The organism is Alteromonas sp. KUL17 (genome assembly GCF_006538305.1).
Classification (GTDB): Bacteria; Pseudomonadota; Gammaproteobacteria; order Enterobacterales; family Alteromonadaceae; genus Alteromonas; species Alteromonas macleodii.
Window position 1 is genome coordinate 97,626 of sequence record NZ_BJKJ01000005.1, and the last position, 14,454, is coordinate 112,079.

The window sequence follows — 14,454 nt, forward strand, 5'->3', positions numbered from 1 at the left end:
ACCATGGCTCAACTTTATTTTTATTACTCTGCAATGAACGCAGGGAAGTCTACATCACTCCTCCAATCAGCTTATAACTACCGTGAACGCGGTATGCATTCCGTGATTTATACCGCAGCGCTAGATGATCGGTACGGCGTTGGGAAAGTCACTTCTCGTATCGGCTTACAAGCAGATGCCAAGCTATACGCAAAAGGCGATGATTTGTTTGCCTCAATAAGCAAAGATTGCGAAGCGTTAAAGCCCGACTGCATTTTTATTGACGAAGCACAGTTTTTAACAAAGGCACAAGTAAAGCAGCTAGTAGACGTAGTTGATGAACTTGATGTGCCGGTACTAGCCTACGGCCTGCGTACCGACTTTTTAGGTGAAACCTTTGAAGGCAGTCACTATTTGTTGGCTTGGGCAGATAAACTATCTGAACTAAAAACCGTTTGCCATTGCGGCAAAAAAGCAAGTTTCGTGGTGCGTTTAGACGAAAATGGCAATGCAGTAAAAAATGGTGATCAAGTACAAATTGGCGGCAACGACACCTATGAATCAATGTGTCGCAAGCACTTTAAAGAACTGGTTTGGGACTAAATCCCAACGTCAAGTAACCTAACTAAAATAAGCGGTCACTGAACCTCATATCTGTTGCGGGCTATAGCATTTATTGTCCGCTTCTCATTCTCTCAAAAATTTGCCGCTCCTCCTTCTGCTCTTTGCCAGAGCTCAATCGGCGCTATCCAAACTTTCTCGGTACTAGCTAGAGGTAGCAAGAAAAATCATTAAGCATTCTTGCTAGCCAAATAATAGGCGTTTATGACCTGTATTTGAAAATACCTTTCTTAAACAATTAAGAACACATTTGCGATGAGTAGAACAACTACCATTGTTAAAACGTTGTAAACAGTAAAACCTTTGTTTAACACACTCAGCAAGGTATGACTCATGAAGCACACCAGTACGTTTAAACCTGCGTTAATCGCTATTTCAATTACCGCCGCCCTTAACAGCGGTTCAGTAGTAGCACAAGACACACCAGACGACGAACAAGTAGAAATTATTCAAGTTTCGGGTATTCGAGGCTCTTTAATGCGCGCCCAAGCGGTGAAAATGGACAACGATTCCATTGTTGAGGCCATTTCCGCAGAAGACATCGGTAAGCTTCCAGACTCTTCAATCGCAGAATCACTTGCCCGCTTGCCGGGCCTATCAGGTGAGCGCGTAGGCGGACGAACGTCGGGCATTTCGGTACGTGGCTTCAAAGGAGACTTTACCGGCACCTCGCTGAACGGACGAGAGCTTATCGGTATTGGCGATAACCGTGGCGTAGAGTACGACTTATACCCTGCTGAAATCATGACAGGTGCCACAATTTACAAAACCTCTGACGCGTCGCTTATTGTCCAAGGTATTGGAGGTACAGTAGACTTGCAAACAGTACGCCCTCTAGCAGCCCAGGAAACCCTTACCGTCACTGGGGTCTACGAACTTGGTGGCAACGATTCAGATAATCCAGAGTTCGACAATAGCGGCAACCGTTTTGCCCTTTCCTTTGTAGAAAAGTTTGCAGATGACACGGTAGGTCTCGCACTTGCCATTGCATCAACGGAGTCCCCCAGAAACGAGAGAAAATACGGTGTTTGGGGATATGGTGAGAATGACGATGGTCAGGTGCTTCCGTTTGGTTTAGACACTCAGGCCATTAGCCGCGTTCTAGAACGCGACACGATTTCAGCCATTCTTCAATGGCGTCCCACCGATAGACTAGACATTGTTTTTGATGCGCTAGATATTGATTATTCCGACTCAGGTGTGATTCGCGGTTTCATCGAACCCTTCGCTGCGGCAAATGTAAGCGGTACAGGCATTAACAACTCGGGCACGCAAGTTAACGCGAATCCAGTACTGCGTACAGACCCCGCGCAAAAAGATGGCGAGCTTCAAACCTTCGGTTTAAATATCAAATACGACATAACCGATGAGTGGTCTCTTACTTTAGACGTGGCAGACAGTGAGTCGAACAAACGTGACTTGCGTGGTGAATCATACGCTGGTTTAGCGCGTTCGGGGGCGCTCGGCGAAGGGCAATTAGGTTCACGTCAATTCGAAATGAGCACTGATGGTATTTACTTTACCGGCAGTAGCGGCCTTGATGCATTCTCTGATCCCACCATGTTACAGCTTGCGGGTCCTCAAGTTTGGGGGGCGGTATGGCTAACATTGCCGATCAGTTTACCACCGATATTTTACAGGCAAATGGTCAACCTTACAGCTATTTCAACGCCCAAGATGGCTTCCTGAACTTTGCTGATTTTGAAGAAGAGCTGACCACAATACGTTTTGAGGCAGTTGGTTATATAGATTGGGGAATCTTCAACACTTTTACGGCTGGCGTAAACTATAGCGACCGATACAAAGCAAAAGATAACAAAGGTTTCTTCGCAACTGCATCATCTTATCCATTTTCTGAAGCGATTCCTGAGCAGTATCTGTACAACGGCTTAGCTGACTTAACCTGGGCTGGCATGGGTTACGTTGTAGCCTACGACGGCTTTGCCCCTTACAAAGATGGTGAATATACGCTTAATGATGCAGGGCTTCTAGAGCCTGATCGTTTAGGTGATACCTACACCATTGATGAAGAAGTAACTACATTATACGCCCAGCTAGACTTTGAGACTGAAGTTCAAGGTTTCAATGTAAAAGGTAACGTGGGTGCACAATATGTACAAACGGACCAAAGCTCAACAGGTTTCATTGGTATTGTAGGCCCGAACTTTGCCGTGTGTGACGACGATGGCAACCAAGTGGTTGATGCGGACTGTATTATTACCGATGGCGATGATTACTCTCACTTCCTACCTAGCCTGAACGTAAGTGTCGAACTTAATGAGAATCGCTACCTGCGCTTGGCGGCATCGAAAACCATTAGTCGAGCGCGTATCGACAAAGAAAGCATCGGGCTTTGTTAAGTTTGATCAAAATATTGAGCTGATTGCCTCAGAGAATTCTGAGGCGGCGGTGAGAGAGTTCGGGTCGCCTTGGTCTAAATTTACGGGTAACCCAACCCTTCGTCCGTTAGAAGCCAACAACTTTGACATTTCATTTGAAAACTACTTCGATGAAGAAGGTTATGTCTCAATTGCGCTTTTCTATAAAGATTTGGTTAATTGGACCCGCGACGGCAACCAGCTTATTGATTTCACGAATGACGTGACCAATGACGGTGCTAACTACTTCATCCCTGGATACCATGACAGGATCGTGGACGTTGCTGGTAACTACGGCCCGCAAGACACGCCTTACGAAGTGGGCGATTTAGTAACTCCGCCAGACCAAGGCTTCTATTCATTCTTCGAAGATGGCCTAAAAGGTGAAATGAAAGGGGTTGAGCTAACGGCCAATGTTCCTTTAAGAATGCTCACTGACTCTCTGGATGGATTTGGTATTGCCGCTTCTGCAACAATCCTAGATGCGGAGCTTGAAGATGGAACAGCCATTCCAGGCCAATCAGACAATATGTACAGCATTACAGCGTACTATGAGATGAACGGCTTTGAGATTAGGGTTGCGGCAACCGATCGTTCTGAGTTCCTCACATATCAGCGTGGAGGTTCAAACAAAATTGAGCCAGCAACTCGTAACGCCGTTACCCAAGTCGATGCTCAAATTAGCTACGATTTTGCAGATAGCGGAATTGAGTACTTGGAAGGGCTAAGAGTATCGTTACAAGGCGTCAACCTGACTGATGAGAAAGAAGAAACCATTGATGATGCGGGCATTGTTACGCTCCGCCGCGAGTTTGGTCCTTCTTATATGCTAAACCTCAACTATTCGTTCTATTAAAAGGGACCATCCCTTTTGAACGTACGGAAATAATGGCACGCATCTTTAGATAGTGGATACGTGCCTTGCATTACTGCCATGTAAAGTGTGGCAGTAATGCGCAACTCTGATACTGTTTAATTTCACCCTTCTTTTATTGCAGAGCCTTTAATGACAACACCACACCGAATTGTTATTGCGGGAGGCTGCACAGCAGGTTGGATGGCTGCCAACCTTTTAGCTCACCGCTGGGCTAATCAAGCTGTGACCATCACACTCATAGAATCAGAAGACATTGGCACAATAGGCGTAGGCGAAGGCTCGACACCTACTCTCAAGCGTTTCTTCCAAACTCTTGATATTCCCGAGTATGATTGGATGGAAGAGTGCCAAGCAACGAATAAAGTCAATATCAAGTTCACGGGCTGGAATGGCAATAATTCACACAGCTACTCTCACACCTTTATTAGCCAGCTAGATATTTTTAGTGAACGGGCATTTCACGTTAACGCCTTAACCAGAAGACAGGGCCTCGATGTTGAAACTCGACCTGATAAGTTTCTTATGGCGGGGTATTTGGCAAAGAAAAACCTTGCTCCTCTTCCCTCACATAATTTTCCATTCGATATAGAATACGGCTACCACTTTGACTCTCTAAAACTTGGACGATTCTTACGCGAGCGCGCTAAATCAAAAGGCGTATATCACGTTGTTGGTAATATTGAATCGGTGCATACCTCACCATCTGGCGACATTTCACATCTCGTCTGTCAAGACGGACAAAAACTTGATGGAGACCTATTCATAGATTGCACGGTTTTCTCAGGGCTCCTTCTACAAAAGACGCTAGGCGTACCGTTTAGGGACTTTAGTGACAACCTATTCAATGACTCGGCCGTTGTGTTGCCTACCCCTTCATGCGCTAATTTACCGGTTGAAACCGAATCGGTTGCCATGTAGCGGTTGGCGTTGGCAGATACCGCTTCGTAACCGCACGGGAAACGGATATGTGTATAGTCAGCAGTACCAAGAGAAAGACGCTGCAGAATGTGAATTGCGACGCGCATTGGGGATGGAAAATACCGATGTTGAAGCAAAGCACTTGTCTATGCGTGTAGGTCAATGTGAAAGGCATTGGGAGAAGAATTGTCTTGCACTGGGCTTGTCGCAAGGGTTTATTGAACCTTTAGAAGCAACGGCACTACACCTAGTTCAAACGAGCATCGAGCTTTTCGCGGACAACTATTCTTTCAACGAAACAAGTGCTCAACAGAGACAGGCGTTTAATCAGGAAGTTTCAGAGCGCTTTGAACGCGTCCGAGATTATATCGTGTGTCATTACAAGCTAAACGGGCGCAACGACAGTGACTATTGGAGAGACAACAGAGCTAATATGAAGCTGTCCGAATCACTGCTTAGTTTACTTGATGTGTGGTACAGAAAAGGGGATATCGTTGAGGAAATAAAGCGGCAAGGTATTGGTCGACATTTCAGCACTACGTCATGGCACTGTTTGTTGTCTGGCTATGGTGTATACCCGCCACCGGCACTCAATCAGCCCGCTTCTTTGAAGGAAAGCGGCGATCTTTTTGAAGAAAAGAAACTTGCCGCATTTTTTAATCGCTGCTCGTTAAACTTTGATAAGCAATCTACCTTATTTAACGCGGGCTGAACCTCTTGGCTCAGCCTATACTGTCTCGCCGACTTGCAATTCAAAAGGCAGCGTACTCTTTGCTGTTACTTGATTAAGCAGTGCTTTTGTTGCTTCTACGCCTTTGCCACTGCTGGATTGGCAAACTGTAGTAAGACGCGGGCGCGCACGCTCGGCTTCCCCAATACCATCAAACCCTGTAATTTTCAGCTCTTCCGGTACCTTAATATTCATATCCAAGGCTAAGTGAAGTAGCTCAAGGGCTATAATGTCACTCATACACAAAACCACATTAGGTCTTGGAGAGCTGGTCAGTACTTCTTTGGCAGCCTGTCTTGCAAAGTGTCTGTCACTTTCTGGAAGGTGCCAAATGCGCTCATTGCTTACCGTGATGTTCTTTTCTTCAGCGGCCCTTAAATAACCATCAAGTCGACGGTGAGCAATTGAGCTGTCTACGTCAATCAACGGACTATCGTAAATACGACATGTAGAAGGCGAGTCAATCAGGCGAAGCCCAAAGATTGCCACATTATCACCTTCATTTAACGCATGAGACGCAACGCGATAGGCCGCCTCTTCGTTATCAATATTAATAGATGGCTTGTCTTCGATATCAAAGTCAACGGTGACCACAGGTTTTGGCGACACTGCCAACTCCGCTACCAAGTTGCTGTTGCGCGGTTGTCCGTAACAGATAAAACCATCAACAAAATCTACAACATCAAGAATGCTGTCAGAGTCACCCGCGTAAAGTAACAAATGCTTGCCATTTTCCTGAAGCGCAGAAGAAACACCTTTAATAAAAGTACTCGCGACGGGGTCACTCACCATATATGAAATGCTGTCGGCTAATACTAAAGCCACAATATTTGATGTGCCCTTTCTGAGGATCTGTGCTGCTTTATTGGGGCCGCTGTAACCAATCTTTTTGCACTGCGCTAAAATCTCTTCGCGCTTCGCTTTTGATAATTGGTCTGGGCGGTTAAATGCATTTGAAATAGTTGCCGTTGAAACGCCCAACTGTTCAGCAACGTCTTTTAGGGTAAGTTTTGTTTTATTCATTATTTTTAGCTCTTTTCACGAAACTAACTACCCAGATTTAAAAACAAAAAAGGGTAGCAAGCGTGCGCTCTGACTACCCTCTGACTATATCATTAACTTAAACGTTTAACGCGTGAAATTTAGCGCTAATTCGATGAGTTGTGTAACAAATTGCTCAATGGCTTAATTTTTAGAGATTTTCGCTCTTAGCGCGTACCAAAGATTTTGTCTCCAGCATCCCCCAATCCCGGTAAGATATAGCCTTTCTCATTCAATCTATCATCGATTGCGGCGGTAAAGATATCAACATCAGGGTGTGCTTCAACAACGGCTTTAATGCCTTCAGGCGCAGCAACAAGGAATAGTCCCATTATTCTTCGACAGCCTTTCTTTTTCAGAAGGTCGATTGTTGCAATCAACGTACCGCCTGTTGCCAGCATGGGGTCAACAATCAGTGCGGTACGTTCATCTATGTTTTTTACTACCTTGTCAAAATAGGCAACTGGCTGAAGTGTATCTTCATCACGGTACAAACCGACTACACTAATCTTCGCATTTGGAATAAGTTCCAGTACGCCTTCAAGCATACCTAAGCCAGCACGAAGAATAGGGACAACAGTAATTTTCTTACCTTTAATTTGTCTTACTTCTACCTCATCTCCCGACCAACTTTTAATCGTCGCTCTTTCCGTAGGCAGTGTTCGCGTTGCTTCATAAGTCAGAAGGTTCCCTACTTCAGAGGCAAGCTCGCGAAAGTCTTTGCTGCTAATTTTAGCGTATCGCATAAGCCCTAGTTTGTGCGCAATAAGCGGGTGGGTAATTTCGTGAACGGCCATGTAAGACTCCTTGTAATCGATTTAGCTATATTTTAACCCAGAAGTATTTTAGTTAAAGCGATTAGTCGTAAAAATATGTTTATTCAATGCTTTAAAACGCCACATCAACGCTAGACAGAGTGGATAAATGCTATAACCTAGTGCGTAGGCTATAGCCACAGTTCGTGGCGCAATTCACGATCATGAATGTATAGCGCTCGCTATGAATTGTCTTAGTTACGCGCTAATGAGATCGATTGAGAAAGTTTCAGGAAGTTCAATTTTCTCATAACAGCCGAGTCAAACTTACTATTCAAACCATGTTTATCTATGTCAAAAGGAATTGTTTATGCATTCTTACGCTAAACGTTTTCGCTATTTTACTGTAATCGCACTGAGTTTCTGTGCCCATAATGCCTTTGCACAATGGGAGCAAATCACTCCTGAAAATGAGGTGGTGGTATCAGTACCTGGCGGCGGTGAAAAAACCGTTTACCCATCATGTTCTCTTCCTGCTTTACCGGGACCAGAGGGGTTAGCACCCAACCCATTCTCGTTTTATTTCGAACAAGGAGAAAGTGATAACCTACTTATCTACTTTAATGGTGGCGGCGCCTGCTGGGACAGTGCCACTTGCTTAGCGTCAATGCAGCTTGAGTTTGACGACAACCCGATGTCGCGAGCCGCTTATAACCCATCAGCCGTAATCGAAAATACGCCATTTATTTCAGGCGGAATATTTGAAGATACACAAGAGAACCCTTTTCAAACTTGGTCAAAAGTTTTCATTCCCTACTGTACTGGCGACCTACACTTAGGCTCAAAAGACACGCAGTACGTTGACGAGCTTGGTATCGTTACAGGTCTACCTGGTGCCGAAGTTACTTTAAAGCACCGTGGTCACGACAACGCGCTAGTTGTTATGCAGTGGATTAAAGAAAAACTGAACAACGATGATTTATCACCAAACAAAGTGCTACTCAGTGGAAGCAGTGCGGGCGGTTATGGTGCAACGTTCAACTTCCCCTACTTCCAATCGCTGTTTGGTCGCACAAAGGTTGCCCTCTTCGCTGATGCGTCGCTTGGTGTTATATCCCGAGGCTTTACGCAAACAGTCCTAAACTATCAAGGGCCATGGGGGATAGAAGATACACTACCACGTAATTTCCAATCACTGATTGGCAATTTTAACCATCTAACGCTCAACAAGCAGGTGATGCTGCGATTAGCTTATCAGTACCCTTGGAACCGTTTTGCGCAATATTCAACAGGAACCGACATTGTTCAAATTCAGTTTTCTAAAATCTCTGATCAGGTCTCTAGAGGTAATTTAGACCCAACAACATGGGGTGTAACAGAATCTGATTTAGGCTACATACTTGGCTGGCAGCTTCAGGCTAATGCGTCACTTCATGCGCTGTCAGCTTTCACATGGAATTATCAATTTTACCTTGGTGAAGGCACCTGTCACATGGTGCTAAACGATTTTTGTGAAGATAATGCCTTCCCAGTATCCTCACCTAGCCCATTTTATAATGAGCAGAGTGCGCGGGGTATTTCCTTTAACGAATGGCTACACACGTTTGCTACGTCGCGCCGCTTTAGAGAAAATAGCGCGGCATACTATCACTAGGATACGTAGTGCGAACTTGTATTAAAAAGTAATCAATAACATGGCAAGTCCAACCCAGCAGTGGTTGGATTAGCCATATTTATACCTGCGGTAACACGCCGCGATTACGAACATTTTAAGTCTCGCTGAGTGGGTAATTATCTATGAGGACTGGTATTACAACTAGGATTTGTCGTTCCTTGCTGTGCATTTATGCAGCAACAAATTAACACGCCCTACTACCCTACTTGTAAAGTAGCGCCATCAGGCATAGTTACTTCAATTTTCATGTTCCCGCCAACCGCAGCTAAATATGCAGCCGCACGTTGAAGTGAAACGTCCTGAATACGTTTTGATTCCAACTTACTTACACCAGAAGCTGTGACCGATAACGCCATTGCTACTACTTCCTGTTTAACTCTGTGCTGCTTTCTGATGTCACCTAGTGTGATTTCTTTCATTGTCTTTTACCGAGAATTACGGGCATTAAAAAAGCCCAGATGGTGATACCTTCTGGGCTTTTGCAAAACGTTCTACCTGCAGTGCCCAGAAGCCAATACTTGCCCCTGAACACCGACGGTCAGGTGCAATCAGTAATTAAAATTATAAAAATAACCAGTTGAAACGTTTTGCATGATAATTCTCTTTTCACAATGTGCTTGTACAAACGACCCTGTGCCGCGACTAAGCTAAATGTTGAGGCTTCGGTGCTTTTCAAAAACTCAGCAGCGGCCTTCTGTCACTTATCCTTAACCATACCATGTAGATAAGCAATAGCAATGACTTTCCAAAAAGGAAAGTGCCGAAAGCCAGCTATAAGCGCTTTATTAGGCAAGAAGTGCCTTTAAAAGGCTACGCTATCACCCACCACCGCTTTCTTCAGTGATGCTAGAAAATTGGGGACCTGGTCGTTTCCTTCTTCAGGAGACCAGCTTGCAAAGCCTTTATCACCGGTGACTTCGTAAGGACCCTGTTTAACTTCCATGAAAACTACTGGGCTATGACACACCGTTGCGTGCCAGGTATTAGGAGGAATCTCAATTCCGCTGGTCTCTCCACAAGCCGTTAGCGTTACTCTGTTTTCAACGTCGCCATCGTCGCTGAAAAATAGAATGTCCAACTCGCCCTCTACCACCATGAAGAACTCCCACTTATGAGACTGTACATGTCGATGAGGCCGCACGTAGGAGTCAGGCATCATTGCAATAAACAAACGCTGTACCATGTCGGTATAAGATTTATGTACGTTCAAATTAGCCCGTCGGCGAGGACTTTCCTCAGCCGACTGTTTAAGCGTTTCAAACAACGCTTTATCAAAATACTGAATATTGTCCAACGTCGTTTCCTGATTAATGCTTAGGTATTTTATTAAACCCTATCGCTTTTTCCTTCGAGTGCGCAAGCATCAAAAGTAATCATTTATTTTTCTTCATCCTACGGCTTTGTTCTTGACGCTTCTCTTCTCGTTTTTCTTTCCGATCTTTCTTATCCGGCGTTAACGAGCCTGTTTTGAATTTTGCTTTACGCTTGGCTTTCGCTTCAGCTTTCTTCGCCGCCTCAAGTGCCATTTCTTCTTTTTCGACTTCCAGCATTTCTGGTGTCTCAAGGGTTATTCGCCCCAACTTACCCGACTGCAGTTCTTTAAGCAGGATCTCGCATATTTTATGAAGATTTACGCGACCACCCGCTTGAATTGCTCCACGCGTTTTGGCGGCGGCTTCCAGAAACTCTATTTCAGTATCTGGCAACTCGTCCAGCTTATAGCGCTCCTTCATTACTTCTGGATACGCTTTAATAAGGTAATCTGCCGCAAAAAAACCGACATCGTCGTATTCCATGGCGGTGTTTTTAACAGCACCTGATGAAGCTAACCGGTAAATAGAATGTGGGTTTTCAAGCTTAGGCCACAGTACTCCCGGTGTATCAAACAAGATAATACCGCTGCCTAAATTTATGCGCTGCTGGCTTTTCGTTACAGCTGGCTCGTTGCCTGTTTTAGCAATGATTCGGTCGGCCAAAATATTTATTAGCGTTGATTTGCCAACGTTAGGTATACCTGTGATCATAGCTTTAATTGCTTTAGGCTGACCTTCTTTATACGAACAAATGCTTTTAACCAGCTGCATAATTTGCTTGCTGTTGCCCGGGTTATCGCTAGAGGTCGTAATCGTCTTCACGCCGCGCTCTTTCTCTAAGCTCTCCTGCCAGCGCGCAGTAATTTCTGGGTCTGCCAAATCATACTTATTAAGAATTTTAATACAGGGCTTATCGCCGCGTATTTTTGCAATTTCGGGGTTTTCACTGGAATATGGAATACGCGCGTCAAGCACCTCAATAAGAATGTCTACTTGATTAAGCGACTCTTTAATTTCTTTCAGGGCTTTGTGCATATGCCCAGGGAACCATTGTAATGCCATGGTTAATTCCTATCGTAATCGAGTTGAGGGGCTGAACTTAACGGGTTAATTCATAAGCGCAGATATTCACAGCGCTGGCTAAGTTTAACGAGTCAATCTTACCACTTCCCGCAATGGTATACGCCGTTGCGTTTAGCTTTGATAGTGCGTCAGCAGGCACGCCTCGTGCTTCGTTGCCAAACAGATAACACTGGTAATCACCAAAGGTGTTAGAGGTGATATTGTCACCATTCATATCCAAGAAAGCGAAACGTTCGAACCGCTCGCTTAGGCTCTCAAGCGCCACGTTTAATTCCATGTTTACATGGAAAATAGCCCCCATACTTGAGCGTACAACTTTCGAGTTGTATGGATCTACGCTATTTGGGCTTAGTAATAATGTAAAATCACCAAACCACGCTAGCGTTCTTAGTATGGTGCCTAAGTTGCCAGGGTCTTGAACTTCATACAAATAGATGTACTTTTCGGTACTGGATTTGTTTGCTGAAATGCTGGTTTGTGACCGCTCTGAATATAACGCGGAGTTAGGAAGTGGAACGCGAGCAATAATACCTTGAGGTGACTTAGTATCGCTGAGTTGCTGCATTTGTTGAGACGATACCGTTTCTACCTTCATTTTAGAGGCTGAAAAATCAAGTCTTTCTTTCACCCACGCCTCATAATCAGCTGTCACATAGAGGGTGATATCACCTAATGTACTGCTGTCATGCTGAGCAACATAAATTAACTCTAAAACTAAGTGCTCTCCTTCCACCAAATAGAATCCGAACTGCGTTCTAAATTTCTTTTGATGAAGCTTTTTAACGTCACTTAGTTTCATTTGCACTGCCCTTTTTATAACTTTCGGCGCAAGTGTAAGGTATGAAACCCAAAACGCAAAGCGGCAACGCTTAATAGTGCAGTAAAAAAGGCGTCATATAATTACCAATAGGAGAAGGAATTACCTATCTTTTTTGAACAACAGTAATACTCTCGGGGCTGTTTAGTACCGCTTTAGAGAGGCTTAAAGCATAACCAGGCCCTTCATTTTTTAGGATATGGGAAGGTAAATAAAACGTTTTAGCAGACTCAGCACCATACATTGCCGCGTCTATTCGCCACCAACGCCCATCAAACCAAAACTCATTCCATGCATGCCCAATCGCTTCTACAGTGCTGCCGTCGTCAACTATTATCGTACCAACGACGACTCTGGCTGGGATAGCCAGCGCTCGTGCTAATGCGGCAGAAAGTACCGCGTACTCAGTGCAATCTCCGCTTCTAGATTTCGCAACCGTCGATGCAAAAGAGAAGCTGTGAATATAAGAAGGCTCAGTAATATAGTTTGCAATGAATGCTTCAATCTTCGCGCCTACCTCAGCAGAGTAACTCTCTACTTTTGTTTCTTGAACGCTAGCGTCTATGCCGTCATCCTCTGCTTTTAAACCTTTACCATAATCAGACAAGAAAGCGTCGGTTACTGCTTTAACCGACGCTTCTTCATAGTCAATTACAAACGTATTAGCAAGATATTGAGAGTGTGGGGATTGGGCATCTACCACGGCCATCACATTCTCACTTATCGAAAGCCTTAATACACCATTGTGGTGACCTGCTACTTCTATGCCACGCCACTGGCCTAAAACCGAACTCACTAAGTCGGGGTCGTAAACCTTTACATCAAGCAATATCTCATTACCAAGGGGCAACGATACATTTTCGCTTAACGTTAGAGGAATTACTGCGAACTTAGGCGAGCTTTGCGCATAAACAGTGTTGGAAGCGAAAAGGCTAAGCAATATTGTGATAATAGCGACTTTTTTTCTGACTATTGTATGTTTCATAAGTTATCGAAAGCCGAGTTACAACTCTGTTGGCTTACCAGACACATACATGGGGGAAATGTGGAAATCCATAGGCCCCATTTTCATTTCAGCGTTTTGCATGATAAACGCCTCATCCACTGTATAGTTGACTTTAAAACCTATAACGTCCGCAGTCAGTTTTAGTAAGCCATTTTCAGTGCCATTTTTTTGCAACTCTGTAGCTGTCGCCTGGGTGGGGTCTGTGTCAGCATTCCACATATAATAGGTATCCGACGTTTTATCTGATGCCGCAAGTTTTTGCGTTTCAAGATAGGCGCCAAAGTTTGAAATAAACTCTCCGGTGAAAGCGAGTTCAGAAGAAATTGCCTTCCCTTGAATTTCACCTTCTAACACCCATTTATCGTCTGGCATAGAAACGCCCATCGCAGAACTTAATTCACTATTTTCTACTGCATACTGATAAGCGTTAATTAGCGTACCATCAGCCCGGCTCCAAGAGCGAACGCGAACATCAGTGGAGGCTACCGTGTTTTCGTCGACGGGTAATATTAACGACGTTGTCTCAACAATCTCCACATCGCCGTCGGCATCTTTTATAAACTTTTCCGACACTACTCCCACTAATTCGCCGTGCATTTTCATACCATTAATAGCGTGAAAGAAAGGCTGCGGGTTTGAGGATTTGTCTACGGCATTCACAAAAGAGGCAAACACGTCTTTAAATGTTTCTCGGTAGCCGACTTCATTGTGTAAACACACTTGAAGGCCATTTGCTGTTTCAGCAGACATCCCCTTGAGCAGGCCCGACACGCGCTGTTCAGGCTCACCAAGGTTGTACAGCAAGTTATAGGCGAAAACCGGTATATCACCCATCGTTGACATATCTAAACTAAAATTAAACTGGCTATCGAGCACTTTCTCCTGCGCTTTTGAAATATTGGATACTGCATATTTCATCATGTTCACAAGGGAATTTGCTAAGCCGTCATAGTCTTGAAAAGCCCAGCATTCGACGGGAGACTCTGACCCAATATCAACGGTAAAATACCAATAGTCATCAATTGGTTTAGCATCAGACCACGTACCAATAGCGGTTGCGTTGATAGGAAACGCCGGTAGCGACACTCGGGTGCGAGGCAAGTCCCTCGCCTCTTTCTTCAATGATGTATTAAACCACTCAGGTAGCTGTTCGCTTGTTACATAATCTTTAGCGCTCAAAGGTGAAGCAACAAGACCTGACATTAAGCCGCATACAAGCAAAGAACGTTTCATCATTTTTAATTCCTTTTAACTTTAAGGT

Annotated in this window: 10 protein-coding genes and 2 pseudogenes; 4 read left to right on the plus strand and 8 right to left on the minus strand. The window is 44.5% G+C overall.

What is annotated here, in order from left to right; all coding sequences use genetic code 11:
* The first annotated feature begins 3 nt into the window (after nucleotides 1-3).
* The 3 genes and pseudogenes from KUL49_RS06640 (at nucleotide 4) to KUL49_RS06650 (ending at nucleotide 5,485) form a co-directional block, all read left to right on the plus strand.
* Nucleotides 4-582 (plus strand): thymidine kinase, encoded by a 579-nt coding sequence (locus KUL49_RS06640; protein WP_014950261.1) that lies wholly within the window; start codon nucleotides 4-6, stop codon nucleotides 580-582.
* A gap of 351 nt (nucleotides 583-933) precedes the next feature.
* Nucleotides 934-3,834 (plus strand): annotated as a pseudogene (locus tag KUL49_RS06645) (TonB-dependent receptor).
* A 150-nt stretch (nucleotides 3,835-3,984) separates the two neighbouring features.
* Nucleotides 3,985-5,485 (plus strand): annotated as a pseudogene (locus KUL49_RS06650) (tryptophan halogenase family protein).
* Nucleotides 5,486-5,500: 15 nt separating this feature from the next.
* On the opposite strand, the gene KUL49_RS06655 reads toward KUL49_RS06650, so the two are convergent.
* Both KUL49_RS06655 and upp read right to left on the minus strand, forming a co-directional pair.
* Nucleotides 5,501-6,526 carry a LacI family DNA-binding transcriptional regulator gene (locus KUL49_RS06655; RefSeq protein ID WP_014950264.1) on the minus strand — a complete coding sequence of 342 codons (1,026 nt, stop codon included), beginning with the start codon at nucleotides 6,524-6,526 and terminating at the stop codon, nucleotides 5,501-5,503.
* A gap of 185 nt (nucleotides 6,527-6,711) precedes the next feature.
* Nucleotides 6,712-7,341 carry a uracil phosphoribosyltransferase gene (gene upp / locus KUL49_RS06660; protein WP_014950265.1) on the minus strand — a complete coding sequence of 210 codons (630 nt, stop codon included), beginning with the start codon at nucleotides 7,339-7,341 and terminating at the stop codon, nucleotides 6,712-6,714.
* Nucleotides 7,342-7,669: 328 nt separating this feature from the next.
* On the opposite strand from upp, the gene KUL49_RS06665 reads away from it, so the two are divergent.
* Nucleotides 7,670-8,953 carry a pectin acetylesterase-family hydrolase gene (locus KUL49_RS06665; protein ID WP_131136776.1) on the plus strand — a complete coding sequence of 428 codons (1,284 nt, stop codon included), beginning with the start codon at nucleotides 7,670-7,672 and terminating at the stop codon, nucleotides 8,951-8,953.
* Between the two features lie 218 nt (nucleotides 8,954-9,171).
* Here KUL49_RS06665 and KUL49_RS06670 read toward each other — a convergent pair whose 3' ends face one another.
* The 6 genes from KUL49_RS06670 to KUL49_RS06695 all read right to left on the minus strand — a co-directional run bounded on the left by KUL49_RS06670 (nucleotide 9,172) and on the right by KUL49_RS06695 (nucleotide 14,429).
* On the minus strand, nucleotides 9,172-9,393 hold the full coding sequence (locus tag KUL49_RS06670) for an XRE family transcriptional regulator (protein WP_014950268.1): 222 nt from the start codon (nucleotides 9,391-9,393) through the stop codon (nucleotides 9,172-9,174).
* A 383-nt stretch (nucleotides 9,394-9,776) separates the two neighbouring features.
* Nucleotides 9,777-10,268 (minus strand): WbuC family cupin fold metalloprotein, encoded by a 492-nt coding sequence (locus KUL49_RS06675; protein ID WP_131136778.1) that lies wholly within the window; start codon nucleotides 10,266-10,268, stop codon nucleotides 9,777-9,779.
* 79 nt (nucleotides 10,269-10,347) lie between these two features.
* On the minus strand, nucleotides 10,348-11,349 hold the full coding sequence (gene ylqF / locus KUL49_RS06680) for a ribosome biogenesis GTPase YlqF (protein ID WP_131136780.1): 1,002 nt from the start codon (nucleotides 11,347-11,349) through the stop codon (nucleotides 10,348-10,350).
* Nucleotides 11,350-11,386: 37 nt separating this feature from the next.
* Entirely contained in the window at nucleotides 11,387-12,169 is a 783-nt protein-coding gene (locus tag KUL49_RS06685; RefSeq protein WP_131136782.1) for an RNA methyltransferase, read from the minus strand.
* A gap of 124 nt (nucleotides 12,170-12,293) precedes the next feature.
* Nucleotides 12,294-13,172 (minus strand): transglutaminase domain-containing protein, encoded by an 879-nt coding sequence (locus KUL49_RS06690; protein ID WP_131136784.1) that lies wholly within the window; start codon nucleotides 13,170-13,172, stop codon nucleotides 12,294-12,296.
* Between the two features lie 18 nt (nucleotides 13,173-13,190).
* The gene (locus KUL49_RS06695; RefSeq protein ID WP_131136786.1) at nucleotides 13,191-14,429 is read right to left on the minus strand and encodes a hypothetical protein; all 1,239 of its coding nucleotides are present in this window, start codon (nucleotides 14,427-14,429) and stop codon (nucleotides 13,191-13,193) included.
* Nucleotides 14,430-14,454 lie beyond the last annotated feature (25 nt).

What these genes read in the sequence shown, in the direction of transcription:
- ylqF (WP_131136780.1), bottom strand. Translation starts at nt 11,349, where the DNA reads ATGGCATTACAATGGTTCCCTGGGCATATGCACAAAGCCCTGAAAGAA.
- KUL49_RS06670 (WP_014950268.1), bottom strand. Translation starts at nt 9,393, where the DNA reads ATGAAAGAAATCACACTAGGTGACATCAGAAAGCAGCACAGAGTTAAA.
- KUL49_RS06685 (WP_131136782.1), bottom strand. Translation starts at nt 12,169, where the DNA reads ATGAAACTAAGTGACGTTAAAAAGCTTCATCAAAAGAAATTTAGAACG.
- KUL49_RS06640 (WP_014950261.1), top strand. Translation starts at nt 4, where the DNA reads ATGGCTCAACTTTATTTTTATTACTCTGCAATGAACGCAGGGAAGTCT.
- upp (WP_014950265.1), bottom strand. Translation starts at nt 7,341, where the DNA reads ATGGCCGTTCACGAAATTACCCACCCGCTTATTGCGCACAAACTAGGG.
- KUL49_RS06655 (WP_014950264.1), bottom strand. Translation starts at nt 6,526, where the DNA reads ATGAATAAAACAAAACTTACCCTAAAAGACGTTGCTGAACAGTTGGGC.
- KUL49_RS06695 (WP_131136786.1), bottom strand. Translation starts at nt 14,429, where the DNA reads ATGATGAAACGTTCTTTGCTTGTATGCGGCTTAATGTCAGGTCTTGTT.
- KUL49_RS06690 (WP_131136784.1), bottom strand. Translation starts at nt 13,172, where the DNA reads ATGAAACATACAATAGTCAGAAAAAAAGTCGCTATTATCACAATATTG.
- KUL49_RS06665 (WP_131136776.1), top strand. Translation starts at nt 7,670, where the DNA reads ATGCATTCTTACGCTAAACGTTTTCGCTATTTTACTGTAATCGCACTG.